Origin of the sequence: Peteryoungia ipomoeae (assembly GCF_004912165.1) — a bacterium.
Taxonomy (GTDB): Bacteria; Pseudomonadota; Alphaproteobacteria; order Rhizobiales; family Rhizobiaceae; genus Allorhizobium; species Allorhizobium ipomoeae.
This window is the reverse complement of sequence record NZ_STGV01000002.1, coordinates 430,773-452,678: the sequence shown is the minus strand read 5'-3', so window position 1 is coordinate 452,678 and position 21,906 is coordinate 430,773. Positions and strand designations below refer to the sequence as shown.

The 21,906-nt window shown below is 60.4% G+C and carries 22 protein-coding genes; 13 read left to right on the top strand and 9 right to left on the bottom strand.

Going from position 1 to position 21,906, the window contains the following annotated elements:
- Positions 1-136 precede the first annotated feature (136 nt).
- Positions 137-598: a group III truncated hemoglobin gene (locus FAA97_RS08645; protein ID WP_136598124.1), complete on the bottom strand. Its 462-nt coding sequence runs from the start codon at positions 596-598 to the stop codon at positions 137-139.
- Between the two features lie 126 nt (positions 599-724).
- On the opposite strand from FAA97_RS08645, the gene mbfA reads away from it, so the two are divergent.
- Both mbfA and FAA97_RS08635 read left to right on the top strand, forming a co-directional pair.
- Positions 725-1,705 (top strand): iron exporter MbfA, encoded by a 981-nt coding sequence (mbfA, locus tag FAA97_RS08640; protein ID WP_136598123.1) that lies wholly within the window; start codon positions 725-727, stop codon positions 1,703-1,705.
- Between the two features lie 87 nt (positions 1,706-1,792).
- On the top strand, positions 1,793-3,040 hold the full coding sequence (locus FAA97_RS08635) for an MFS transporter (protein ID WP_136598122.1): 1,248 nt from the start codon (positions 1,793-1,795) through the stop codon (positions 3,038-3,040).
- A 49-nt stretch (positions 3,041-3,089) separates the two neighbouring features.
- On the opposite strand, the gene FAA97_RS08630 is transcribed toward FAA97_RS08635, so the two are convergent.
- Together FAA97_RS08630 and FAA97_RS08625 are read right to left on the bottom strand one after the other, a co-directional pair.
- Positions 3,090-3,707, bottom strand: coding sequence for a transglutaminase-like cysteine peptidase (locus FAA97_RS08630; protein WP_136598121.1), 618 nt, complete (start codon positions 3,705-3,707; stop codon positions 3,090-3,092).
- Between the two features lie 144 nt (positions 3,708-3,851).
- A complete protein-coding gene (locus tag FAA97_RS08625; protein ID WP_136598120.1) occupies positions 3,852-4,643 on the bottom strand; it encodes an alpha/beta hydrolase in 792 nt (263 codons plus the stop codon).
- Positions 4,644-4,824: 181 nt separating this feature from the next.
- Here FAA97_RS08625 and infC point away from each other — a divergent pair, with 181 nt between their 5' ends.
- From infC to pheT, 10 genes are all read left to right on the top strand, one after another.
- Positions 4,825-5,361, top strand: coding sequence for a translation initiation factor IF-3 (gene infC, locus FAA97_RS08620; RefSeq protein ID WP_136598325.1), 537 nt, complete (start codon positions 4,825-4,827; stop codon positions 5,359-5,361).
- 188 nt (positions 5,362-5,549) lie between these two features.
- Positions 5,550-6,092 carry a hypothetical protein gene (locus FAA97_RS08615; RefSeq protein ID WP_136598119.1) on the top strand — a complete coding sequence of 181 codons (543 nt, stop codon included), beginning with the start codon at positions 5,550-5,552 and terminating at the stop codon, positions 6,090-6,092.
- Positions 6,093-6,241: 149 nt separating this feature from the next.
- A complete protein-coding gene (locus FAA97_RS21175; RefSeq protein WP_206109984.1) occupies positions 6,242-6,721 on the top strand; it encodes a PepSY domain-containing protein in 480 nt (159 codons plus the stop codon).
- Positions 6,722-6,724: 3 nt separating this feature from the next.
- Positions 6,725-7,390 carry a response regulator transcription factor gene (locus tag FAA97_RS08605; protein ID WP_136598118.1) on the top strand — a complete coding sequence of 222 codons (666 nt, stop codon included), beginning with the start codon at positions 6,725-6,727 and terminating at the stop codon, positions 7,388-7,390.
- Positions 7,387-8,709, top strand: coding sequence for a sensor histidine kinase (locus tag FAA97_RS08600; RefSeq protein WP_136598117.1), 1,323 nt, complete (start codon positions 7,387-7,389; stop codon positions 8,707-8,709). Before FAA97_RS08605 ends, FAA97_RS08600 begins: the two co-directional genes overlap by 4 nt.
- A gap of 158 nt (positions 8,710-8,867) precedes the next feature.
- Complete coding sequence (rpmI, locus tag FAA97_RS08595) at positions 8,868-9,071, top strand: 50S ribosomal protein L35 (protein ID WP_136598116.1); 204 nt, start codon at positions 8,868-8,870, stop codon at positions 9,069-9,071.
- A gap of 37 nt (positions 9,072-9,108) precedes the next feature.
- A complete protein-coding gene (gene rplT, locus FAA97_RS08590) occupies positions 9,109-9,513 on the top strand; it encodes a 50S ribosomal protein L20 (RefSeq protein ID WP_136598115.1) in 405 nt (134 codons plus the stop codon).
- Between the two features lie 95 nt (positions 9,514-9,608).
- The gene (locus FAA97_RS08585) at positions 9,609-10,484 is read left to right on the top strand and encodes a BUD32 family EKC/KEOPS complex subunit (protein ID WP_136598114.1); all 876 of its coding nucleotides are present in this window, start codon (positions 9,609-9,611) and stop codon (positions 10,482-10,484) included.
- Positions 10,477-11,562, top strand: coding sequence for a phenylalanine--tRNA ligase subunit alpha (pheS, locus tag FAA97_RS08580; protein WP_136598113.1), 1,086 nt, complete (start codon positions 10,477-10,479; stop codon positions 11,560-11,562). The genes FAA97_RS08585 and pheS overlap by 8 nt, the downstream gene beginning before the upstream one ends.
- A 13-nt stretch (positions 11,563-11,575) precedes the next feature.
- Positions 11,576-13,999, top strand: coding sequence for a phenylalanine--tRNA ligase subunit beta (pheT, locus tag FAA97_RS08575; RefSeq protein WP_136598112.1), 2,424 nt, complete (start codon positions 11,576-11,578; stop codon positions 13,997-13,999).
- Between the two features lie 102 nt (positions 14,000-14,101).
- Here the strand turns inward: pheT and FAA97_RS08570 are convergent, their stop codons facing one another.
- The 5 genes from FAA97_RS08570 to FAA97_RS08550 all read right to left on the bottom strand — a co-directional run bounded on the left by FAA97_RS08570 (position 14,102) and on the right by FAA97_RS08550 (position 19,930).
- Entirely contained in the window at positions 14,102-15,340 is a 1,239-nt protein-coding gene (locus FAA97_RS08570) for a hypothetical protein (RefSeq protein WP_136598111.1), read from the bottom strand.
- A gap of 227 nt (positions 15,341-15,567) precedes the next feature.
- Positions 15,568-16,353 carry an ABC transporter ATP-binding protein gene (locus FAA97_RS08565; protein ID WP_136598110.1) on the bottom strand — a complete coding sequence of 262 codons (786 nt, stop codon included), beginning with the start codon at positions 16,351-16,353 and terminating at the stop codon, positions 15,568-15,570.
- A complete protein-coding gene (locus FAA97_RS08560; protein ID WP_246041374.1) occupies positions 16,350-17,360 on the bottom strand; it encodes a FecCD family ABC transporter permease in 1,011 nt (336 codons plus the stop codon). The genes FAA97_RS08565 and FAA97_RS08560 overlap by 4 nt, the downstream gene beginning before the upstream one ends.
- A 23-nt stretch (positions 17,361-17,383) precedes the next feature.
- Positions 17,384-18,403 carry an ABC transporter substrate-binding protein gene (locus FAA97_RS08555; protein ID WP_136598108.1) on the bottom strand — a complete coding sequence of 340 codons (1,020 nt, stop codon included), beginning with the start codon at positions 18,401-18,403 and terminating at the stop codon, positions 17,384-17,386.
- A gap of 105 nt (positions 18,404-18,508) precedes the next feature.
- Entirely contained in the window at positions 18,509-19,930 is a 1,422-nt protein-coding gene (locus tag FAA97_RS08550) for an aminotransferase-like domain-containing protein (protein WP_246041373.1), read from the bottom strand.
- Between the two features lie 109 nt (positions 19,931-20,039).
- On the opposite strand from FAA97_RS08550, the gene FAA97_RS08545 reads away from it, so the two are divergent.
- Complete coding sequence (locus FAA97_RS08545) at positions 20,040-20,903, top strand: DMT family transporter (RefSeq protein ID WP_136598107.1); 864 nt, start codon at positions 20,040-20,042, stop codon at positions 20,901-20,903.
- Between the two features lie 5 nt (positions 20,904-20,908).
- Here the strand turns inward: FAA97_RS08545 and FAA97_RS08540 are convergent, their stop codons facing one another.
- Positions 20,909-21,904, bottom strand: a complete 996-nt coding sequence (locus FAA97_RS08540; protein WP_136598106.1) for an aldo/keto reductase — start codon at positions 21,902-21,904, stop codon at positions 20,909-20,911.
- Positions 21,905-21,906: the final 2 nt, after the last annotated feature.

The window sequence follows — 21,906 nt, the reverse complement described above, 5'->3', positions numbered from 1 at the left end:
CATGCCCGCTTGCGCGGGCGGTGTAGATGCAGCCAGAGCCGAGCGCAAGTATGATCGCTTATTTTGTTGTCCTTAAAAGCGGTTTCGTTTGCATTTTATTTCGCACTCGGGTCCTTCCGCGCAAGGAACAGGACAATCAGCGGCGACGCGGATCGTCGAGGGCTGGATTGTAGAACAGGGAAAGCACAAGGCTTTTCGCGATCCGTTCGGCGCTGGCCATGAACCAGGCATGCGCCGCATCCGAGGCGCCGATTTCGACCAGCGTGTCGGAGAAGAGTTGCAGCCATTTGAGGAAAAGCCCTTCGGCCATGCCATCCACGCCTTGGTGCGCCTGAACCGGCTTGCCGCCATAGGCGCCGGTCTTGAACGCGACCGAGCCCCAAAAAGCTTTCATCTTCACCATATGCTCCGGCCAGCGTCCGGACAGCCGGCCGTCGAAGACCGGCCCCAAATCGGGATGGCGACGAATATGGCCGTAGAAGGTCTCGACAAGACGGTCGATAAAGGCTGGATCCACACCCATGCCAGCCATCTCCGCCTCTGCACACGCGGTAATATCTGCACGATGGGCAGCGCGGCCTGTCAGTTCCGTCGTCATCTCATTCGCCTTTTCATTGCGGGGCCTGGTCCTCACGCCAAGTCTGTCTGAAATGGTCCATATGGCGACTTGATACAAGCCGCAATCACCCCTATCATTAGAATAATTCTAAACTGGAAGCCTCCGATGTTCAGTCTCTCCTCTAGCGCCAAGCGCAGCTTCGACAGCCTATCCGAGCAGGAGATCCTGGCTCTTGCCATCTCCTCCGAAGAGGATGATGCCCGCATTTATCTGGCCTATGCGGATCAACTCCGCGCGGCATCGCCGCACTCAGCCAAGGTCTTTGAAGACATGGCCGAGGTTGAACATACACATCGTAACATGCTGATCGACATGCATCGTCAGCATTTCGGCGAGCGCATACCGTTGATCCGGCGTGAGCATGTTCGTGGGTTTTACGACCGCAAGCCCGACTGGCTGCGCAAGAACCTGACGCTTGAGCAGATCCGCATCGAGGCAATGCGCATGGAAGAGGGGGCCTATCGCTTTTACCACGAGGCAGCCCAGAGAACCTCAGATGCCTCCATCCGCAAACTTCTTGGCGATCTCGCCATGGCTGAACAGGGCCATGAAGAAATCGCCACCATGCTTGGTGAGCAGCATTTGTCGGAGGATGCGCGGGCCGCGGAGGACGACACCAGCAAGCGCCAGTTCATTCTGACCTACGTCCAACCGGGTCTTGCGGGTTTGATGGATGGCTCGGTCTCGACCCTTGCCCCGATCTTTGCAGCCGCCTTTGCGACCGGCGACACCTGGTCGACTTTCCTGATCGGGCTTTCTGCCTCGGTTGGTGCCGGCATTTCCATGGGCTTCACGGAAGCAGCCCATGACGATGGAAAGCTTTCGGGTCGTGGCTCGCCTGTGAAGCGCGGACTGGCGTCGGGTATTATGACGACGCTCGGCGGCCTCGGTCATGCGCTGCCATACTTGATCCCGCATTTCTGGACAGCGACAATTACCGCGATCGTGATTGTCTTTTTCGAGCTCTGGGCCATCGCCTTCATCCAGAACCGCTACATGGCAACGCCGTTCTGGCGTGCAGCCATGCAGGTGGTGCTCGGTGGGTCGCTGGTCCTGGCCGCGGGGGTGCTGATCGGTCAGGGTTAGCACTGTGAACCATCAAGATCGAGGAGGCGGCCTGATCCGAGTTCCCGCCTTCATCAATCTGCAACAGGAAGCGCATAGAGCGGGCGGATGCGATTTTCACCCCTGACGATCGGTCTTGGCGTGACCATGACCATTGGTTACGGAACGCTCTACTACTCGTTCTCTGTGCTCGCACCCGAAATTGCGCAGGAGTTCGGGTGGGGAGAGAGCTTCGTATTTGGCATCTTTTCGGTCGGACTGCTGGCCGGTGCGTCTGTTGCCGCGCCGCTGGGTCGGCTTGCGGATCGGTTCGGTGCCAGACTCGTGCTCAGCCTTGGTTCGCTGGCGGCGGCAGCGGTTCTTGCTCTTCTCGGGTTGATGCAGAACGCGGGCCATTTCATCTTGCTGGCGCTTGCCGGCGAATGCATCGCGCTTGCCGCCCAGTATGAAGCGGGCTTTGCGGCGCTGGCCCAGATCCACGGTCGGGAAGCCCGCTCTCATATCACTCTCGTGACCTTGATCGCCGGCTTTGCCTCGACCATCTATTGGCCGCTGCTCCAATGGCTGTTGACGTTGATCACCTGGCGCGAGATCTACTTCCTTCTGGCGGCAATGAATCTGGCAATCGCGCTGCCTATCCACCTCTTGCTGCCGCGCGTAAGGCATGTCCAAAACGAAGCGGTTGAGGCGGAGGACGTTGAAGGCGGCACGCCGATCAATGGTCGCCGGGCAATTGTGCTGATGGCTATTGCCTTTGCTGCAGGCGGATTTGTGCTCTCTGCGGTCGGTGCAACGCTGCTCGTTCTCCTGGCCAGCCTCGGCTACGGTGCCACTGTGGCAACGCTCGCCGGCAGCCTTATCGGCCCGAGCCAAGTTGCTGCACGGCTGATCGGCTATCTCAGGCGCAACCTCTTCTCGCCGCCGGTGACGGCCGTGATTGCTGCAGTTTCGATGACGCTTGGCTTGATGCTGCTGTTCGGCGGTGTCCTCGCCGGCCCGATGGCGATTTTTGTGCTGTCTTTTGCCCTGCTTTACGGCGCCGGCCAGGGGCTAACCTCGATCGCCCGCGGCGTACTTCCGTTGCATTATTTCGGTGCGGCTGGTTATGGGCGCCGAACTGGCAGCCTCGCCTCGGTCCGGATCATCGTGTCGGCCCTCGCGCCGTTCACCATTATCTGGCTGAATGAGGCCTGGGGTGCAGGTGCTGCGATTGCTGCAATTCTCGCAGTCGCCCTCGTTTCAGTTGCCGCAATTCTGGCGCTTGTGATGACCGAGCGGCCTGCCAAAAGGCCGAGCATATCCAGCCCAAGCGGGATCGCTTCGGTGCTGGACAATCCGGCTAAATCAAAAAGTTAGTCTATTGCGGTGAGCCCGTTTGAACCGGCGGCACTTCAGTTGGCCAATCTCAACGCAGTGCGCCGACCAGAACCTCGGAACTGCCGTTCTCAATCGTTACCCAGCGGCCGGTATCGGTGCTCGATTGACGCTTGAGGAAGGTGTAGCGCGTTTCGCTCCACAGCTTCACCTCTTCGTGCAGGTTGTCGAGTACGAAATCCCCCGACTGCGTGCGCACGGTCAGTACGGCATGCCCCTCGCCATCGGGTTTGCGAACCACGGTAATCAAGAGGTCGGCCAGCGAAAAGCCGGCTTTCTGAAGCTTCTTGCGCTTCAGAAGGGCGAAGTCTTCACAGTCTCCGGCAAGTACCGGATAGACCCAAAGTTCTTCCTTGCCGTGGATCTCGAGGTCCGTCATGGGAATGATGGATCGGTTTACCTCGTCGTTGATCTTCCGGATCGTCTCCCAACCATGGTCGGTAACTTTCGGGGCCACGGTCGAGCGCGTCCGAATGCTGCATTCGTAAGGATAGGTCTGACAGAATTCGTAGTGCCCGATCGGCTGAGAGGTCACGTGTCCGGTGATCATCGACAGCGGTGCCGTCGATGCAGAAAAGCCAGCACTCGCCGGAGCAAATACCGCAGCAGCAGTCACGAGCGCCATAATGGCGCGTGAACCGTTCTTCATGAACTCGTCCCCTCGTATCCTTAACAAAACGTTAAGGTGGAGTGGTGAGCCAAGTCAACGGCATGGAGGAGGGCACCTCACGCAATTCCTAAACTATGGTTAAAAAGCGACACTTTTCTCCGTCATGTCACACCGCGACGGCGCCTAGAGCATGCCGAGGATTGCTGCTTTCATCCGCTCGATGTCTTCAGGTCGCGACAATCGGTGATCACCGTCGCGGATCAGCGTCAGAACGACGTCGTCAAGCGGTAGGAATTCCATCAACTTGAGCGCGTGAGCATAGGGCACATCCGGGTCATTCATGCCCTGGAGGATATGCACCGGGCATCCTGTCTCTATCAAACCCGTCAGCACGCGGTTCTGTCGTCCGTCTTCCAGCAGCGCCCGGGTAAAGATGTTCGGCTCCGGGCTGTACTCCGAGATTTCTTCAAAGAAGCCGCGCTCGACCAAGGACTTCCTCTCTTCGTCCGTGAGGTTCGGCTCGATCAGATCGCTGGTGAAGTCTGGCGCAGGCGCAATCAGGACGAGACCTTCGATCTTGAATTCAAGGCTCTGACGCCTGGCTTCCTGGATAAGGCGGAGCGCAATCCAGCCCCCCATCGACGATCCGACAAGCAGAATTTTCTGAAGGCCGGTATGGCGAATGGCCGCGATGGCTTCCTCGGTCCAGCGGGAGATGGTGCCGCGCGCAAAATCGCCACCGGAAACCCCGTGGCCGGAGTAATCGAAGCGAAGAGACGCAAGCCCCTGTGCCTTCGCCAATTCGTCCATTTCCAGGGCTTTCGTTCCCGACATGTCGGATCGGTATCCGCCGAGCCAGACGAGTGCTGCCTTGTCAGAGGTGCCGCCGCGGATCACCGAGGCTATGGTTCTCGCATCGTCGCCGATACCGACCGTGATCGATGTCTCGGTAACATTGCCTTGCTCTAACGTCATGGAGGCGCTCCTTTTCATGTCTTGGCCTGTAGATCACAACCCGAATGATGCGGACAACAGGTGATTTTCTTTCGCGAGCGTGCTATTGACACTGTCGCCGTAGATATCACATAGCCATGAAACGTGCGCGAGCGCGGGTTTAGCCTGCGGCAAAGTGCTAATTTTTGAGGAGACCACGACCATTCGCAGACCGTTCAAGACCGATGCCCCCGTTAAGGATGGGCCGCGCTCCAACCGAGAAATCCGCATTCCGAAAGTTCAGTTGATCAACGAAGAGGGCGCGAACCTCGGTGTTGTGCCGACGGATCAGGCGTTGCGCATGGCGGAAGAGGCCGGCCTGGATTTGGTTGAGATTTCTCCGAATGCCGAGCCTCCGGTTTGTAAGATTCTGGATCTCGGCAAGCTGAAATACGCCAACCAGAAGAAGGCGGCTGAAGCGCGCAAGAAGCAGAAGATCGTCGAAGTCAAAGAAATCAAAATGCGCCCGAACATCGACACCCATGATTATGAGGTGAAGATGAAGGCGATGAACCGCTTCTTTGAAGAAGGCGATAAGGTCAAGGTAACCCTGAAGTTCCGCGGCCGTGAAATGGCGCACCAGGAACTCGGGATGAAGCTTCTGCTTCAGGTCAAGGAAGATACACTGACGATTGCCAAGGTTGAAGCCGAGCCGAAGCTCGAAGGTCGTCAGATGATGATGGTTCTTGCACCAAGGTAAGCGCAAATCATCGTGACGATCCAAAAGCCGCCCGCAAGGCGGCTTTTTTATTGGCTTTGTCTCCTCATTTCTGGGCCCTACTGTTTCTGACAAGTTGCTGATAAACGATGCGGTCCGGCTGTCAGGCAGGGTGCGATAGTATCTGTCCGTAGAGCAGATTTCCTTGATCACGACACAGAGGATTCCTCATGACCCAATTGGTTAGACGTACCCTGCTTGTTTCGAGCACCGCCCTTGCGGCCCTCGTCATCCTGCCACTGGCGAGCGCCTTTGCGCCGACCTCGATTTCCGCCCTTGTCCAGCAGCATGCCGAAGCGCGTGGCGGCGATGACGATGGTGATGACGACACCAGTGATGACAGCAGCAGCAACGACGATGATGACAGCTCGGGTCGCGACCGCGACCGCGACCGCGATCGTGATCGTGATCGTGATCGTGATCGATCAGATGGCGATGACGACGACGATCGCGATGACGACGACGAGGATGACGACCGCGACGACGATGGCCGTGATGATGATCGTCGGGGCCGTGGTGGTGATCGCGACGAAATTCGTGTCATCGTCAATGAGAGGCAGCTCAGCGGTTTGCGGGCCGGCTCGATGATCCCGGTCGATCAAAACGGCAAGCGATTGTCTTATGAGTTCGAGCAAGAGCACGGCAATACCGAGATTAAGGTGCGAGCGCCGCGGGGTACCTTGACCGGCGTCACGATCATACCCGCTCCCTGATCTGCTCGAAACGGCGAAACCCTCAGCCGCCGCGGGGATAGATGCGCCGTTTCGCCCCGCCCGGTCCCCCGCCGGGCGGGTGTAATTTCGTCTGTTGGTATAAACCCGTGGCCGCGCTACTCTGGCTGAGGAACAATGGTTTAAACCTCATGGATCGTCGCTTCTTTCTTTTCGCTCTCATGGCCGGCACGGCGGGTGCGGGAGTGCTCGGTGCTGCACCCGCGGCGCTGGGCAAGGATGGTCGTGACAACGATCGCGACAGCAGTGATGACGACAACGATGACGACAATGATGGCCGTGACGACAAGGGAGATGACGACAAGGACGACGACCACGATGATGATGACGATGATGATGGCCACAGCGGAAGTGGTTCCGAACCTGACCGGTCCGGCTCAGGTCGCGATCATCAGCGTGCCCGTGATGCTGTTGGTCGCGGCGAGATTTTACCCTTGCGCGAAATCCTGAAGCGGGTGGAGACGTCGGGCGGCGGCCGGGTCATTGCGGTTGATCTCAATCTGAAGGCCTCCAGGCCGTACTATACACTGAAGGTTCAGAGCGGATCGAACGTGAGGACCGTCAAGTTTGACGCCGAGAGCGGCCGCAGACTGAACCTGTTCGGGTGGTAATCGATGCGAATCCTTCTGGCCGAAGACGATCAGACGATTGCCGATCACACCCGCGCCAAGCTGGAGGCGGAGGGCTTTACTGTCGAGCATCTCGCTTCCGGCCCGGATGTATGGGCGGAAGGCGAAACCGGTGACTACAGCGCAATTATCCTTGATCTTGGTTTGCCCGGCATGGACGGTCTTTCGATCCTCAAGCGCTGGAGAGCTGCTGGCCTCGACACGCCAATTCTCGTTCTGACTGCGCGAGCATCCTGGATGGAACGCGTGGACGGGTTCGATGCCGGGGCAGACGATTATCTGCCCAAACCTTTCCGCAGTGAGGAGTTGATCGCACGCTTGAAGGCGCTGTTGCGTCGAGCAGGCGGACGGCAGAAGCAGTCGGTCGCGGCTGGCGGCTTCGTCATGGACGAAGCGTCGCGGCGCGTGACGTTCGAAGGGCGCCTGATCGAGTTGACCGTGCTGGAATACCGGCTTCTCTCCATTCTCGTCGCCGAACCCCAGCGGGTATTCGACCCAATCGATATCGCACGCCAGGTTCAGGGCCGTGACGACGATGCCGCGAAAAATGCGGTAGAAGCGATGATTGCCCGCATACGGCGCAAGACGCATCCCTCGGCAATCGCCACGCGCCGAGGCTTCGGATACACGCTCGACGGCGGGGCCCCATGATCCAGTCTCTGCGCCTGCGTCTGCTGCTCGGGGCCGTTCTGGCGATAGCCTTCGTTCTCGTGCTTGTTGGTTTGGGCCTGAGCCGTCTCTTCTCCAGCTATGCATCGGATCGCCATCGTTCGGACCTCTCCGCGATCATCGATCAGCTGGCGGCCAATATAGATCTGTCCGGCAAGGAGCCAAGAATTGCCGCCGAGCCGAGTGATCCGCGCTTTAATCTGCCGGCTGGAGGCCTCTATTGGCAGGTGATCGGAGAGGGGCAGCTCATCATTCGTTCCCGATCGCTCTGGGATGTGGAACTGGATGTCAAAACCTTGAGGCGAGGCCTCTACGGCTTTCGGGAGGCTGAAGGGCCAAATGGCGCGATCATTTTTGTCGAAGAGCGACAAGTAGAAATTGAAATGCCGGAGGGCGCAAGACCCTTCACCATCCTGGCGGCATTCGATCGCCAGGTCATTGACGATGCGATTTCGGACTATCACGGGGCACTGACCGTCATGCTGCTGATGACGGCGGGCGTATTGTTTGCAGCGGCCTTCATGCAGATCGGCATTGGTCTCGCCCCCTTGTCACGTCTCCAGTCGGATGTTGCGCTGGTTCGAGCCGGGCTAAGTGACGAGGTGCGCGGCGATGGGCCAACTGAATTGAAGCCGCTGGTCAGCGAACTCAATCAGTTGCTCAAAGAGCGTGAAACGGCCATCGAGCGAGCGCGAGCGCGGGCGAGCGATCTCGCCCATGGTCTGAAGACGCCACTCACTGTCCTACTTCAACTCTCCGACAACCTGCCGCAGCAGGAGCGGGATCTGGTGCGCCAGCAGGTCGATCTTATCCGCCAGCGGGCGGATCGACAGCTGCAATCGGCGCGTCTCGGAGTCGAGCAGATGGCCCATGCAGGCCTCGCTTCGCTGACGGGCAAGCTCGTTACCGTTCTTTCGCCCGTCACCGCAGCAAGACATGTCGTTTGGAACGTCAACATCGACGAGCATCTGACGGTTGACATGGACCCTGCCGATTTGGCCGAGGCTCTGGGAAATGTGCTCGACAATGCAAGCCGTTTTGCCAGCGCCACGATTGCGGTCTCTGCCCGGCGGCATGAGCAGCTCATTCGCGTGGATGTCGAGGATGACGGCCCCGGCGTAGCCGAGGGTGACCTCAAACAGATCGTCAGCAGAGGCGTTCATCTGGAGCCGGATAATGGCACAGGGCTTGGCCTTGCAATCACCGCGGACGTCCTGGCAGCCTATGGCGGTTCGATCTCCTTTGCTGGATCGGAGCTGGGAGGTTTGCATGTCAGCCTGCAATTGCCGGCCTCACGATAGTTTCGGGCGAAGATTCAGCGCTCACCCCGTTGCGCTTTTGGGGCGTCGCGGTTATAAGCCCCCGTCCGAACGGTCCGGCAGGGCATGCCGTGGCCGTTTTTGATGCTTGAAGCCAGCCTCGTCAGCAGGCTTCGATACAAGAAAAATGGAGTAGCAAAATGCCCAAGATGAAGACGAAGTCTGCTGCCAAGAAGCGGTTCAAGATTACCGCCACTGGCAAGGTCAAGGCGGCTGCCGCCGGCAAGCGCCACGGCATGATCAAGCGGTCCAACAAGTTCATTCGCGACGCCCGCGGCACGATGGTTCTGGCTGAACCAGACGGCAAGAAGGTCGTAAAGAACTACCTGCCGAACGGTCTCTGAGACCCGATCGCTATTGGACCATTAAGGAGATCATGACATGGCACGCGTAAAACGTGGCGTAACTTCCCGCGCCAAGCACAACAAGGTATTCAAGCAGGCCAAGGGTTTCTACGGCCGCCGCAAGAACACGATCCGCGCAGCAAAGGCTGCTGTTGATCGTTCCAAGCAGTTTGCTTACCGCGACCGCAAGAACAACAAGCGCAACTTCCGCGCTCTGTGGATCCAGCGTATCAACGCTGCTGTCCGCGAATTCGGCCTGACCTACGGCCGCTTCATTGACGGCCTCAACAAGGCTGGCATCGAAGTCGACCGCAAGGTTCTCTCCGACATGGCCATCCATGAGCCGGCAGCATTCGGTGCGCTGGTCGAAGCCTCCAAGAAGGCTCTCGAGTACCTCAAGGATGCCGGTTCGGCCAACGAGTTTGAAAGCGCGGTCAAGTAAGCCAGCGCTTCCCAAATTTGTGACTATCTGGGAAACCCGCGCTGGATCGCCAGCGCGGGTTTTTCCTTGTATTGCCCCAGCGGCAGAAGGTTGCCATGGCTTATCTAGGAGAAGGCTTCGGACCGATAATCAATGGTGCGGAGCTCGCAGATCACGAGATCGCCGAAGTGCTAAAGGTGCTTGTCGGCAGTGACGGTCGCGTCCAGTGTCTGGACCTGCCGCACCGCCGGCTCTGGATCAAGCGCCAGGGGGTGAAGGTGCTGCCGCCACTGGTCTCGATCCAGGGCGGTCTGGCTGCCCTGCTGCGCATCCCCTTCCTGACGCCGTCGCCGCAACTGGCGCCGGAAGCGATGCAGGCCAGGGAAGTTGCCCGCATGGCCGCATTCGCAAAAGCAGGCTTTGCGGTGCCGCGCATCCTCTATGCTTCGAAGACCGCGATGGTGATGGCCGATGTCGGGCCGACGCTGCAGCAGACACTGAAGGAGATGCGCGGTGATGATCCCGCACGCCACGACGCGCTGCTGATCAAGGCGGCGCGGCAGCTCGGGCGGGTCCACGCCGCAGGCTTGAGCCATGGTCGCCCCCACGTGCGAGACTTCTTCCTGCGCGATGGTGAGGTTGGATTCATGGATTTCGAAGAGGATCCGGCGGCCGTGATGCCCCTTGGCATGGCGCAGGCCCGCGACGTCCTTCTCTATTTTCTGATCGTCACTTCAACAGCCGCGGAGCCGCAAGCAACATGCCCGGCAGCGCTTGAAGCATGGTCGGCCGGCGCGCCTGAGGCGGCACGGCATCAATTGCGCAGCCTGACGCGCGTGATTGGCCGAATTTTGCCGCTCGCCCGGTTGATCGGCCGCGTTCACATGGGTAGTGATCTGCGACGCTTCATCATGGCAACCGAATTTTTGACAAAGGCCCCGCTCACGGCAGCGGAGGGCTGGAACACCGCCAAGGCAGGACAAGATGGTTGAACTAGACGCATTGAAGGCACAGCTCCTGGCGGAGATCGCCGCCGCCGGCGACGAACAGGCGATCGAAAGCGTGCGTGTCGCAGCACTCGGCAAAAAGGGCTCGGTTTCCGAACTTCTGAAGACACTGGGCTCGATGACCCCGGAAGAGCGCCAGACCCGCGGCGCGGCCATCAACGCCTTGAAGAACGAGATCACCGAAGAGATCACCACGCGGAAGAACACGCTCAAGGACGCCGCAATCAACGCGCGCCTGAAGGCGGAGACCCTCGACGTTTCCCTGCCGGTCCGTTCGTCGCCGGCAGAACGTGGCCGCATCCATCCGATCAGCCAGATCGTCGATGAGATCACCGCGATCTTCGCCGACATGGGCTTCTCGATTGCCGAAGGTCCGGACATCGAGACCGACTACTACAACTTCACGGCACTGAACTTCCCGGAAGGCCATCCGGCCCGCGAGATGCACGACACCTTCTTCCTCCAGCCGAACGAGGCCGGTGAGCGCAAGGTTCTGCGCACGCACACCTCACCGGTGCAGGTCCGCACAATGGAGAGCCAGAAGCCGCCGATCCGCATCGTCATCCCGGGCAAGACCTATCGGCAGGATTCCGACGCCACCCATTCGCCGATGTTCCACCAGGTCGAAGGCCTGGTCATCGACAAGACGGCGAATGTCGGCCACATGCGCTGGATTCTGGAAGAATTCTGCAAGGCCTTCTTTGAAGTCGACAGCGTCACCATGCGCTTCCGCCCGTCCTTCTTCCCCTTCACCGAGCCGAGCTTCGAGGTCGACATCCAGTGCGACCGGTCCTCGGGCCCGATCGTCAAGTTCGGCGAAGGCAAGGACTGGATGGAAATCCTGGGCTGCGGCATGGTTCATCCGAACGTGCTGCGTGCCGGCGGCCTCGACCCGGACGAGTACCAGGGCTTTGCCTGGGGCATGGGCCTCGACCGCATCGCGATGCTGAAATACGGCATGCCGGACCTGCGCGACTTCTTCAACGCCGATGTGCGCTGGATGAGCCACTACGGTTTCCGCCCGCTCGACGTGCCGACGCTGTTCGGCGGCCTGAGCGTCTAAGGAGATAAAGACAATGAAATTCACACTCTCCTGGCTGAAGGATCACCTGGAAACCGACGCCACGCTCAAGGAAATTTGCGAGCGCCTGACCGCGATCGGCCTTGAGGTCGAGGACGTCGACGACAAGGCGGCCTACAAGCCCTTCGTCATCGCCAAGATCCTGACAGCGGAAAAGCATCCGGAAGCGGACCGGCTCAAGGTCCTCACTGTCGATGCCGGTGACGGCAAGCCGGTGCAGATCGTCTGCGGTGCGCCGAACGCCCGCGCCGGCATGGTCGGTGCGCTCGCCCGCCCAGGCACCTACGTGCCTGGCATCGACGTGACGCTCTCGGTCGGCAAGATCCGCGGTGTCGAAAGCCACGGCATGATGTGCTCCGAAAAGGAGCTCAACATTTCCGAGGATCACAACGGCATCATCGACCTGCCCGAGGATGCGCCTGTTGGCACCTCGTTTGCCTCCTATGCCGGCCTCGACGATCCGGTCATCGAGATCAACCTGACGCCGAACCGTCCGGACTGCACCAGCGTCTTCGGCATCGCCCGCGATCTCGCAGCCTCCGGCCTTGGCACGCTCAAGGCCCCGAAGGCGCCTGGCTTCAAGATCGAGGGCGAGACGCCGCATGAGGTGAAGCTCGAGCTGGAAGACCATCTCTGCCCCGGCTTCGCCTACCGCCTCGTGCGCGGTGTGAAGAATGGCCCGAGCCCGAAATGGATGCAGCAGCGCCTGCTGTCGATCGGCCTTCGTCCGATCTCGGCACTCGTCGACGTCACCAACTACATGACCTTCGACCAGGGTCGGCCGATGCATGTCTTCGACGCGGACAAGGTCAAGGGCGCGCTTGTCGTGCGCCGGGCGAAGGAAGGCGAGGAGATCCTCGCGCTCGACACCCGTACCTACAAGCTGAACCCGAACAATGTCGTCATCGCTGACGATATCGGCCCCGAGTCCATCGGCGGCATCATGGGCGGCGAGCATTCGGGCTGCGATGAGAACACCGTCAATGTGCTGATCGAGTCCGCACTCTGGGACCCGATCAACATCGCCAAGACCGGCCGCGCCCATGGCATCATCACCGATGCACGTTATCGTTTCGAGCGCGGCGTTGACCCGGAATATATGGTTCCGGGTCTGGAACGCACCACCGAACTCGTGATCGAGATGTGCGGGGGTACAGCGGCAGAAAGGAAAGTGGAAGGCTACAAGGGTCACCAGAAGAAGGTGGTCGACTTCCCCTATTCGGAAGTGAAGCGTTTGACGGGCCTTACCGTTTCCAACGATGAGTCACGCCAGATCCTGACCTCCCTCGGCTTCGAGATCCTCTCGGGCGACGAGACCTCAGCCAAGGTCTCCGTGCCGTCCTGGCGTCCTGATGTTGATGGCAAGGCCGATCTGGTGGAAGAGGTCATGCGCATGCATGGCGTTGACAACATCAAGCCCGAGCCGCTGCCGCCGACCGGTTCGGTCAACGGCAAGATCCTGACCACGCTGCAGATCCGCACCCGTTCCGCCCGCCGGGCGCTCGCCTCGCGTGGCATGCTGGAGGCGGTTACCTGGTCCTTCATCCCCGCAGATCATGCCAAGCTCTTTGGCGGTGGCAGCGACGCGTTGAAGCTGGTCAATCCGATCGCGGCCGACATGTCGGATATGCGTCCCTCGCTGCTGCCCGGCCTGCTGACGGCGGCCCAGCGCAATGCCGACCGCGGCTTTGGTGACGTGGCGATCTTCGAAGTCTCCGGTACCTATGAGGGCGATACGCCGGATACGCAGCGCCGCGTTGCCGGCGGTGCGCGCCGCGGCACGGCCTCGATCGCCGGCGCTGGTCGCATGTGGTCGAACCACGCGAAGGGCGGCGGCAAGTCCGTCGACGTCTTCGATGCCAAGGCCGATGCACTCGCCGTGCTTGAAGCCTGCGGCATTCCGATGAGCAATGTCCAGATCGAGCAGGGTGGGCCGGAATGGTATCATCCGGGTCGTTCCGGCACGATCAAGGCCGGTCCCAAGGTCATCCTCGGCAGCTTCGGCGAGTTCCACCCGAAGACGCTGGAAGCACTCGACGTTTCCGGTGCGCTGTGCGGCTTCGAAATCTATGTCGATGCCCTGCCTGACCCCAAAAAGAAGGCAACCCGCACCAAGCCAGCACTGGAACTGTCGCCATTCCAGGTGGTGAAGCGAGATTTCGCCTTTGTCGTCGAGAAATCGGTAGAAGCCGGCGCCATAATCAAGGCCGCCACGAGCGCCGACCGTAAGCTGGTGACGGGTGTCAATGTTTTCGACATCTTCGAAGGCGCATCGGTGGGTGAAGGCAAGAAGTCCGTGGCGATCGAAGTGTTGATCCAGCCATCCGATAAGACCCTGACGGATGAGGATTTCGATGCGCTGACGAAGAAGATCGTCGCAAATGTCGAGAAGTCGACTGGCGGCAGCCTGCGGCGCTAGGTGACCTGATCTCGCGAAAGACACGAAGCGCCCCTTTCCCAAGGGGCGCTTTTGTTTTTAGCCTAGCGCGGCCATCGCTGGCCTTATGGCAATAGGGGTGGGTTACATCGATCCGACGAAGGTGAAGTCGCCCATCGGCAGGAGAACCGGCTCCATGTTGACGGCCGCACGGAGGTCTTGACGCATGACGGCGGCGGCCCGGTGGTGTTCATGCCCCTTGGTGACCACCCAGTATTTGTAGAAGGTAATCGCGGCATTCGGCGGGAGCTTGCCAAAATCGACTTCAAGTTCGCCGGTAAAGTTGGCAGGGATTTCGACCTCAGCTCTAACCACCTGATACTTCTGATGTATCTTCGCTTCGGTCGTGGGCATCAGGCCGGATACCGCCATCGAAACCCTTCCACCTTCATCCATGTTGACGCAATGCGCCTCGAAGACGAACCGTTCCGCCGTGCTGTCCTGATTGTAGAACTTCAGTGTCGCCTTGCCGGTCTGGGAAACGTCGATGTTGTGCCAGCCGGCCGCACCGTTATATTGCAACCAGGTTGTTGAGTTCCAGTTGCCCTGGCCCGCATCCGGCGCATTGGTAAAGAACTCGCTTGAGGCGGCGGTGATCATGCAATAGTGGCCGCTGCCGGGGAAATTGACGCCGAACGCGTCTTTCGTTGCGGCCCGGGTCTGCGGCGTCAGCGTCGTTGCACCGCTGATATCGACGAAGGGCGATGTCGGGTTCTGGTCGTCGAAGGTGAAGACCTTGTTCCAGCTGCTTGGCGGCGGCAGGAAGCCGGCATCGGTATAGTACATGCTGCAGGTCGGCGCCGTGATGCTGACGCCGATGTTCAGGCTCTGTGCCCGGCCATAGGCATAATTCTTCAGATTGGGCTGCGGTCCCCAGGTCGCCTGGTTCCAGTTGGTGATGATCAGGCGCGGTGACAGCGGCGAATTGCCATTGACCAGCACGTCGGGGCTTGCGGTCAGCGTGCCCGCCTTCGGGATCTCGCCACTGTTGTTGGTGTTGGCGCGGACAAAGAGCCCGTACCAGCGCGAGAAGGCGAATTGTGCGGCCCTGGTGGCGTCGCTGATGTTGATGCCGATGGCGGCGCTGATGTCATAGGCCAGTGTGGTGACCGACATGCGCTGACCTTCGCTTTGGTTCGCTGCCCAATAGTTGTTCGCATAAAGGGCGCCGATGATTGCAGCCAGGGAGTTAAGGTCGAAAGGCGGCCTCCAATCGAAGTAGAGATTCTGAATGGCGGTCGTGGCATCATCCCCGGCCTTGAAATACTTAAGGCCCTTATCCCAGTAAGTCTGGGCGATGACGGATTGCGTGAGCGTGTCCATGCCATATCTCCTCAGATGAAAGGTGGATTGGGATTTTTGGCTGCGCTGTGTTGGATGCCTCCCTGCAGCCGTGGCCACACTACGTCTGGCCAAAATCAGGAACAACCAGTGCAATTTAGGGGTGCTTTAGGGATGTGTTATGCAAGCTTAAGGGCGGTTTAAGGCCGGGCGCACCTGTGTCGGAATTCCAGCCAGATCACTTCACCCGGGATTGAGCGGAGATGCGTTCAAGCACCTCGTTTGCGTCGGTCCGAGCGTTTGAACTGGATCAGCGGACGGCCGTGATGCGCCGATAGTTCGACATGAGCATCGATCGAGAAAACATCACGCAGAAGTTCGGTCGTCAACACCTCCTCCGGTGTGCCGCAGGCGACGACGGACCCTTCCTTGAGCACCATCAACCGGTCGCAGAACATCGCCGCGTGATTGAGATCGTGCAAGGCGATCACGCTGGTGAGCGGCAGATCGGAGATCAGCGACAGAAGCGCGATCTGGTGCTGCACGTCGAGATGGTTGGTTGGCTCGTCGAGAATGATTTCTCTGGGCGTCTGTGCCAGGGCCCGTGCGATATGCGCGCGTTGTCGCTCCCCGCCGGACAGGCTCTGCCACGTGTGATCGCGTTTGGACGCCATGCCGGCGCGCTCGAGGGCCTGTTCGACGGCCATCTCGTCCTCATGTGTCCAGGCGGAGAACATCGAACGATGTGGAAAGCGCCCAAGCTTGACAACGTCCACCACCCTCAGATTGGCGTTGGTCGTCGCGTGTTGTTCGACAAAGGCGACGCGCTGGGCGATCGTTTTGCGGGAAATCGACTGTATGTCGCGCCCGTCCAGACTGACCGTGCCGGAATGGGGGCGCTTCAAGCCGGCGAGCAGCCGCAGCAGCGAGGTCTTGCCCGAGCCGTTCGGGCCGAGCAGGCCAAGCATTTCGCCCGGGCGTGCGGCAAAACTTACCTTTTCGAGAATGGTCTTCGATCCGATCTTCCAGGTGATGGTGTCAGCCGTGATGCTCATGTTGGACGCTGGAAACGATAGAGGATGATGGAAAAGACCGGTACGCCCACGAGCGCGGTCACGACACCGATTGGCAGTACCTGCTGCGGCACCAGGATCCGCGAGGCGATGTCGGCGAGCACCATGAAAATGGCCCCGCCGATCGCGCAGGCCGGCAGGAGCCGGATATGCAGCGGACCTACAACGAAACGCGCGGCATGCGGAATGACGAGCCCGACAAAGCCGATCGAGCCGACCATGCTGACGATCGTCGCGGTCAACATGGCGGTCAGACAGAACAGGGCAAGCCGGGCGCGACCGACATTGACGCCGAGTGCTGCGGCGGCCTCGTCACCGAAGGCAAACGCGTCAAGAATGCGCGAATAGGCGAGACAGGCGACAAGCCCGAGCCCGACGACGAGGGAGACTAGAGCGAATTCCGGCCAGCGAACGCCACCGAAGCTGCCGAGCAGCCAGAACATGACATCGCGCGCTTGCTGGGCATTGCCTGCGGTCGTCACGATGTAGGAGGTGGCGGCATTGAAGAGCTGCGAGGCGGCAACGCCTGCAAGAATGGTCCTGTCTGCGCCGCCGCGCGTGCCGTTGGAGAGTAGGGCCACGAACAGGAAGGCGGCAAAGGCGCCGGCAAAGGCACCGGCAGACAGGGAGACCGCTCCGGAGCCGAAGCCGAGAATGACGATGCTGACAGCACCGGTGGATGCGCCGGCAGAAATGCCGAGCACATAGGGTTCGGCCAGAGGATTGCGCAGCAGCGACTGCATGATTGCGCCCGAGATTGCCAGACCCGCACCGCAGAAGGCAGCGACCAGCGCGCGGCTCAGCCGGTAATCCCAGATGACCGCTTCATGGATGCGATTGAGCTCGGCTGTCGTCCAGCCGAGCTTGTTGGAAATCGCAAGGAATGTGGTAATGATCGGGATCGGCAGATCGCCAATCCCGACACTCAATGCCACCACGAAAATGACGGCAGTCAGCGACAGCGCGACGAGCGCTAAAACGCGAAACACCTGCGCTGCACCTGCCGACTGCCTCACTTGATCAGACCACGTGCCTTCAGCTGCTCGGCAACCTGCTCGGCGCCGAATATGGTGCGGATCGTCGGGTTCATCGCCTGGCCGTCCATGACAACGATGGCATTGTTCTTGACGGCCGGCATCTGGCTGGTCGCCGGATCAGACGTGAGGAAGGCAATCTTGGCTTCCGGCTTGTCGAGTTCCCAGCGGTTACGGTCGAGGCTGGCGACGACGATGACGGAGGGATTGGAGGCGATGATGCTCTCCCAGCCCAGCGCCGGCCATTCGGCTTCCGTATCGATTGCGTTCACGCCACCGAGCACGTCGGCGATATAGCCGGACGCACCGTTCTTGCCACCGAGATAGGCATCTGCGGAAGGTGACGGGCTGGAGAACCAGAAAACATAGGAAAGCTTCTCACCCGACGCCGGTACGGAAGCGCGAAGCGCCGCCTCGCGTGCCTTCAAGTCAGCGATCAGCGTCTGGCCGCGATCGGCGACGTCAAAGATCTGCGCGAGTTCGTCGATCTCCTGGTAGAGGATGTCCATGCTCCAGAGCTTGTCACGGGCGCCGTAGAGATCGGTATCGTCCTTCTTCGCAAGGCAGGTGCTGGGCGAGAGATAGGTCGGGATATCGAGCTTGGTGAAGTCTTCGCGCTTGGCGACCTTGCTGTCCGGTCCAATCAGGCTCGGCAGGGCGGCGGCAACAAAATCGGGGTTTTCCGCGAGCATGGATTCGAAGGTCGGGAATTCGACGGTAAGGAGCTTCACCTTCTCGTTCGCCTCAGCCAATTCCGGCAGGACCTTGCTCGGCCAGAAGGCCGTACCGGCCATCTTGCCTTCGAGGCCGAGCATGAGGAGGATTTCCGCGCTGTTCTGGCCAAGGCCGATCGCACGCTCCGGTGCCTTTGCGAAGGTGACGTCGATGCCGCAATTCTTGATCGTCAGAGGGTACTGCGTCGCCGCTGCGGCGGATGTCGCCACGAAGCTGCAGGCAGCGACGCCCACGGCGAGAAGTGCGGAAGGAAATTTGATCATGGGAGCATCCTGGAAAATTCGATGGCAGCCACGTACTGCCAAATGCCCTTTCAAACAAGATAGAAAAAGTCATGTTAATGCGTCGCTGGCGTCAAGCCTCCGTTTTCACCCATGCGCCAAGGTCTTCAGTGCCCGCTCCAGCACACGAAACGGACGCGCATCGCCCATATGTGCGACGTTGAATCGCATGAAGTTATCCGATGACAGCGATGGACTGAAAACGTTGCCGGGTGCCAACACCACACCTTGTGGCAGTGCGGCCTGCGCGAGAGCGGTGGAACTGACACCTTGCGGCATCCGACACCAGAGATAGGGCCCGCCACGCGGCATGAGCACGGGTTCAACGCCGAGTTCGCCAAGGCGTCTTGCGGTCGCGCGTCGTTCTGTGTCGAGCCGTCGATGTAAGTGGTCGAGGTATTTTCGATAGCCGCCGCTTGCAAGCACGCTATGGATCGTCTCGGTCGCGACTTGGCTCGGCCCGCCGAACTGAATGGCGACCTGCAGGTCGGTCAGTAGGCGGATCCGCTCGGCATCGGCTGCGATGAAACCTGCCCGCAATGAGGCGGAGATGGTTTTTGAGAAGCTACCGATGCGGATGACACGGGAAAGCCCGTCCAGGGTCGCGAGCGTGATGGCCGGTTCGGGTTCGAAATCGGCGAAGATATCGTCTTCAACGACCAGCATGTCTGCGCGGGAGACAATACCGAGCAGCTGGTGGGCGACTTGCGGCGAGAGCGTCGCACCCGTCGGATTGTGCAGGCCGGAATTGGTCAGATAAAGTCGCGGCGCTTCACGCAGGACCGCCGCCTCAAAGGCGGAAATATCAGGCCCGTTTTGCGTATAGGCTACAGGCACTGCGATCGCCTGGTGTGCGCGCAGCAGCGTTTGGAAATTGAAGTAGCAGGGATCATCGACGATCACCCTGTCGCCGGGGCGCAAGAGCAGCCGGCAGACGAGATCGAGCGCCTGGGTCGCGGAGCCGGCAAGCAGGATCTGATCGTCGGCGAGCGCAATCGACTGCTGACGTAGCCGCGTTTCCACGAAACGTCGTAGCGCCGCACTGCCGCGGGAGGGTCCGTAGTCGGTCGTCAAGCTCGTCGCCTGGCGCAGCACGGTGCGCATGCCGGCATGCAGGAGCGCCGTCGGCATCCAGTCCGGCGGCAGCCAGCCGCAACCGGGCTTCGACGTTCCGGGATCGGCATCGAGCGCTTGGCGTGCCACCCAGAAGGGGTCGACCTCCGCAGCGCGGGGCGGCTCCAGGCGAACGAGCGGTGCGGACGTGCGGCCGGCCTCGGTAACGAAGAAGCCGGAACCGGGGCGGGCCCGGATGAGGCCTTCGGCTGCTAGCCTGTCATAGGCCTCGACGACTGTGGAGGGCGAGACAGAAAGGCTTGCCGCGAGTTGCCGGATCGAGGGTAGCCGATCATTGGGGGCAAGCTTTCCCCCGCCAATGCGTCCGCGAATATCGCCCATGACAAGTTCGGTGCGTGATGCTGGTGGCTCCGATGGCCGTACGTACTCGTTCATCTGTATGGCTTTCGTTATCAATACAGTTTGTCAAAATTGTATTGCATTGTCTCTGGAGATGCCAGGCCCAAACGGGGCAATACGGGAGCATTGGAAAACGGAGATACAGATGACGACCTCGTGGAAGGCATGGGCCAGTGGCTTTGTCGGTGTGTTGATCTTCAGCGGATCTCTGCCGGCAACACGAGTGGGCCTCGCCGATTTTGCTCCTCTGTTTTTAACCTCCGCCCGGGCCGTCATCGCGGCTGTTCTCGGCGCCGCAGTGCTTGTGGTTTTACGGCAGAAGCGACCGCTGCGCAGCGATCTGCCATCACTGGTAACTATCGCGCTCGGGGTGGTGGTGGGTTTCCCTCTTTTGACCGCGATCGCGCTACAGAGCATCAACTCCGCCCAGTCGATCGTTTTCATCGGCCTCTTGCCGCTCTGCACGGCGTTGTTCGGTGTGTTGCGCGCTGGTGAGCGGCCCTCTCTGGCCTTCTGGATGTTCTCCGTCATGGGCGCGGCGCTGGTCGCGGGTTTTGCGCTCTCGACGACGGCTGATATGGCCTTGTCCGGTGCCGGAATGATGATCGCGGCGATCCTCGCCTGCGGCCTCGGGTATGCCGAGGGTGCGCGCCTGTCGCGTCGCCTCGGCGGCTGGCAGGTGATCAGCTGGGCGCTGGTGGTTTCAATGCCGGTCATGCTGCCGCTGGCACTCTGGACCATGCCGGAGACCCTGGCTGATGTTTCGACATCTGGATGGCTGGCGCTGGCCTACGTCTCACTGTTCAGCATGATGATCGGCTTCATCTTCTGGTATCGCGGCCTCGCCCTCGGCGGCATCGCCTCTGTCGGGCAGCTGCAGCTGCTCCAACCCTTCCTCGGCTTTGTGCTGGCGGCCGGGCTGCTGCAGGAGAAGGTCAGCCCTTCCATGCTGGTCACGGCCCTGCTTGTCGTCTTGTGCGTCGCCGCCAGCCGGCGTTTTGCATCTTGAGGCCTTTAGCGCCCCGCCATTTTTGACATCGCTTCGTTGTAGCGCGCGCCAGCGACTTTTTCAGGTGCAACGATTGAACCAAGGGCGGCGATATCGGCAGGGCTCAGCATGATCTCGGTGGCGGCAACATTGCTTTCCAGATTGGCGATTTTGGTCGTTCCCGGGATCGGTACGATGAAATCGCCTTGGGCAATAACCCAGGCAAGTGCCAATTGACCCGGAGCCACACCCTTTTCCGCGGCCATGTTTTCGAGAGCACTGACCAGCGCGAGATTGGCGTCGAAATTCTCCTGGTCGAAACGCGGAAGGCCGCGGCGGAAATCGCTCTCGCTCAGCTTGGAGAGATCTTTCAAGGCGCCCGTCAGCATGCCGCGGCCGAGCGGCGAAAAGGGTACGAAGCCGATACCAAGGTCGCGGCACGTGTCCAGCACACCATTCGTTTCGGGATCGCGTGTCCAGAGAGAATATTCGCTCTGGATGGCGGCGATGGGATGGGTCGCATGGGCCCGGCGCAAGGTGGTTGCGCTTGCCTCGGATAGGCCCAGCGCCTTGACCTTGCCCTCCTTCACCAGATCCGCCATCGCGCCGACCGTCTCTTCGATCGGGACCTCGGGGTCGACCCGGTGCTGGTACAAGAGGTCGATCGTCTCTATGCCGAGCCGCTTCAACGAGGCTTCAGCGACTGCGCGCACCCTTTCCGGCCGACTGTCGAGACCGGACGGGCGCGCCGCCTTTTCTGCGTCGCCAATGGTGAAGCCGAACTTCGTGGCGATGACCGCCTTGTCCTGGTGCTTCCTCAGGCCTCTGCCCACCAGTTCCTCGTTGGTAAAGGGGCCGTAGACCTCGGCGGTGTCAAAGAAGGTCACGCCGAGGTCGATGGCTCTGTCAAACAGCGCCTGCGCGGAAGCGTCATCGAGATTGGTGCCATAGGCATGGCTCATGCCCATGCAGCCGAGGCCAAGGCTGGATGTGGTCAAAGACCCGAGTTTTCGATATTGCATGG

Bases quoted from the DNA above. Each gene is read 5' to 3' on its own strand.
- FAA97_RS08550 (WP_246041373.1), bottom strand. From the start codon at position 19,930: ATGAACGAGTACGTACGGCCATCGGAGCCACCAGCATCACGCACCGAA.
- FAA97_RS08635 (WP_136598122.1), top strand. From the start codon at position 1,793: ATGCGATTTTCACCCCTGACGATCGGTCTTGGCGTGACCATGACCATT.
- FAA97_RS08585 (WP_136598114.1), top strand. From the start codon at position 9,609: ATGGCTTATCTAGGAGAAGGCTTCGGACCGATAATCAATGGTGCGGAG.
- FAA97_RS21175 (WP_206109984.1), top strand. From the start codon at position 6,242: ATGGATCGTCGCTTCTTTCTTTTCGCTCTCATGGCCGGCACGGCGGGT.
- FAA97_RS08600 (WP_136598117.1), top strand. From the start codon at position 7,387: ATGATCCAGTCTCTGCGCCTGCGTCTGCTGCTCGGGGCCGTTCTGGCG.
- FAA97_RS08545 (WP_136598107.1), top strand. From the start codon at position 20,040: ATGACGACCTCGTGGAAGGCATGGGCCAGTGGCTTTGTCGGTGTGTTG.
- pheS (WP_136598113.1), top strand. From the start codon at position 10,477: ATGGTTGAACTAGACGCATTGAAGGCACAGCTCCTGGCGGAGATCGCC.
- FAA97_RS08570 (WP_136598111.1), bottom strand. From the start codon at position 15,340: ATGGACACGCTCACGCAATCCGTCATCGCCCAGACTTACTGGGATAAG.
- FAA97_RS08615 (WP_136598119.1), top strand. From the start codon at position 5,550: ATGACCCAATTGGTTAGACGTACCCTGCTTGTTTCGAGCACCGCCCTT.
- rplT (WP_136598115.1), top strand. From the start codon at position 9,109: ATGGCACGCGTAAAACGTGGCGTAACTTCCCGCGCCAAGCACAACAAG.
- FAA97_RS08605 (WP_136598118.1), top strand. From the start codon at position 6,725: ATGCGAATCCTTCTGGCCGAAGACGATCAGACGATTGCCGATCACACC.
- FAA97_RS08645 (WP_136598124.1), bottom strand. From the start codon at position 598: ATGACGACGGAACTGACAGGCCGCGCTGCCCATCGTGCAGATATTACC.
- rpmI (WP_136598116.1), top strand. From the start codon at position 8,868: ATGCCCAAGATGAAGACGAAGTCTGCTGCCAAGAAGCGGTTCAAGATT.
- mbfA (WP_136598123.1), top strand. From the start codon at position 725: ATGTTCAGTCTCTCCTCTAGCGCCAAGCGCAGCTTCGACAGCCTATCC.
- pheT (WP_136598112.1), top strand. From the start codon at position 11,576: ATGAAATTCACACTCTCCTGGCTGAAGGATCACCTGGAAACCGACGCC.
- FAA97_RS08565 (WP_136598110.1), bottom strand. From the start codon at position 16,353: ATGAGCATCACGGCTGACACCATCACCTGGAAGATCGGATCGAAGACC.
- FAA97_RS08555 (WP_136598108.1), bottom strand. From the start codon at position 18,403: ATGATCAAATTTCCTTCCGCACTTCTCGCCGTGGGCGTCGCTGCCTGC.
- FAA97_RS08625 (WP_136598120.1), bottom strand. From the start codon at position 4,643: ATGACGTTAGAGCAAGGCAATGTTACCGAGACATCGATCACGGTCGGT.
- FAA97_RS08630 (WP_136598121.1), bottom strand. From the start codon at position 3,707: ATGAAGAACGGTTCACGCGCCATTATGGCGCTCGTGACTGCTGCTGCG.
- FAA97_RS08540 (WP_136598106.1), bottom strand. From the start codon at position 21,904: ATGCAATATCGAAAACTCGGGTCTTTGACCACATCCAGCCTTGGCCTC.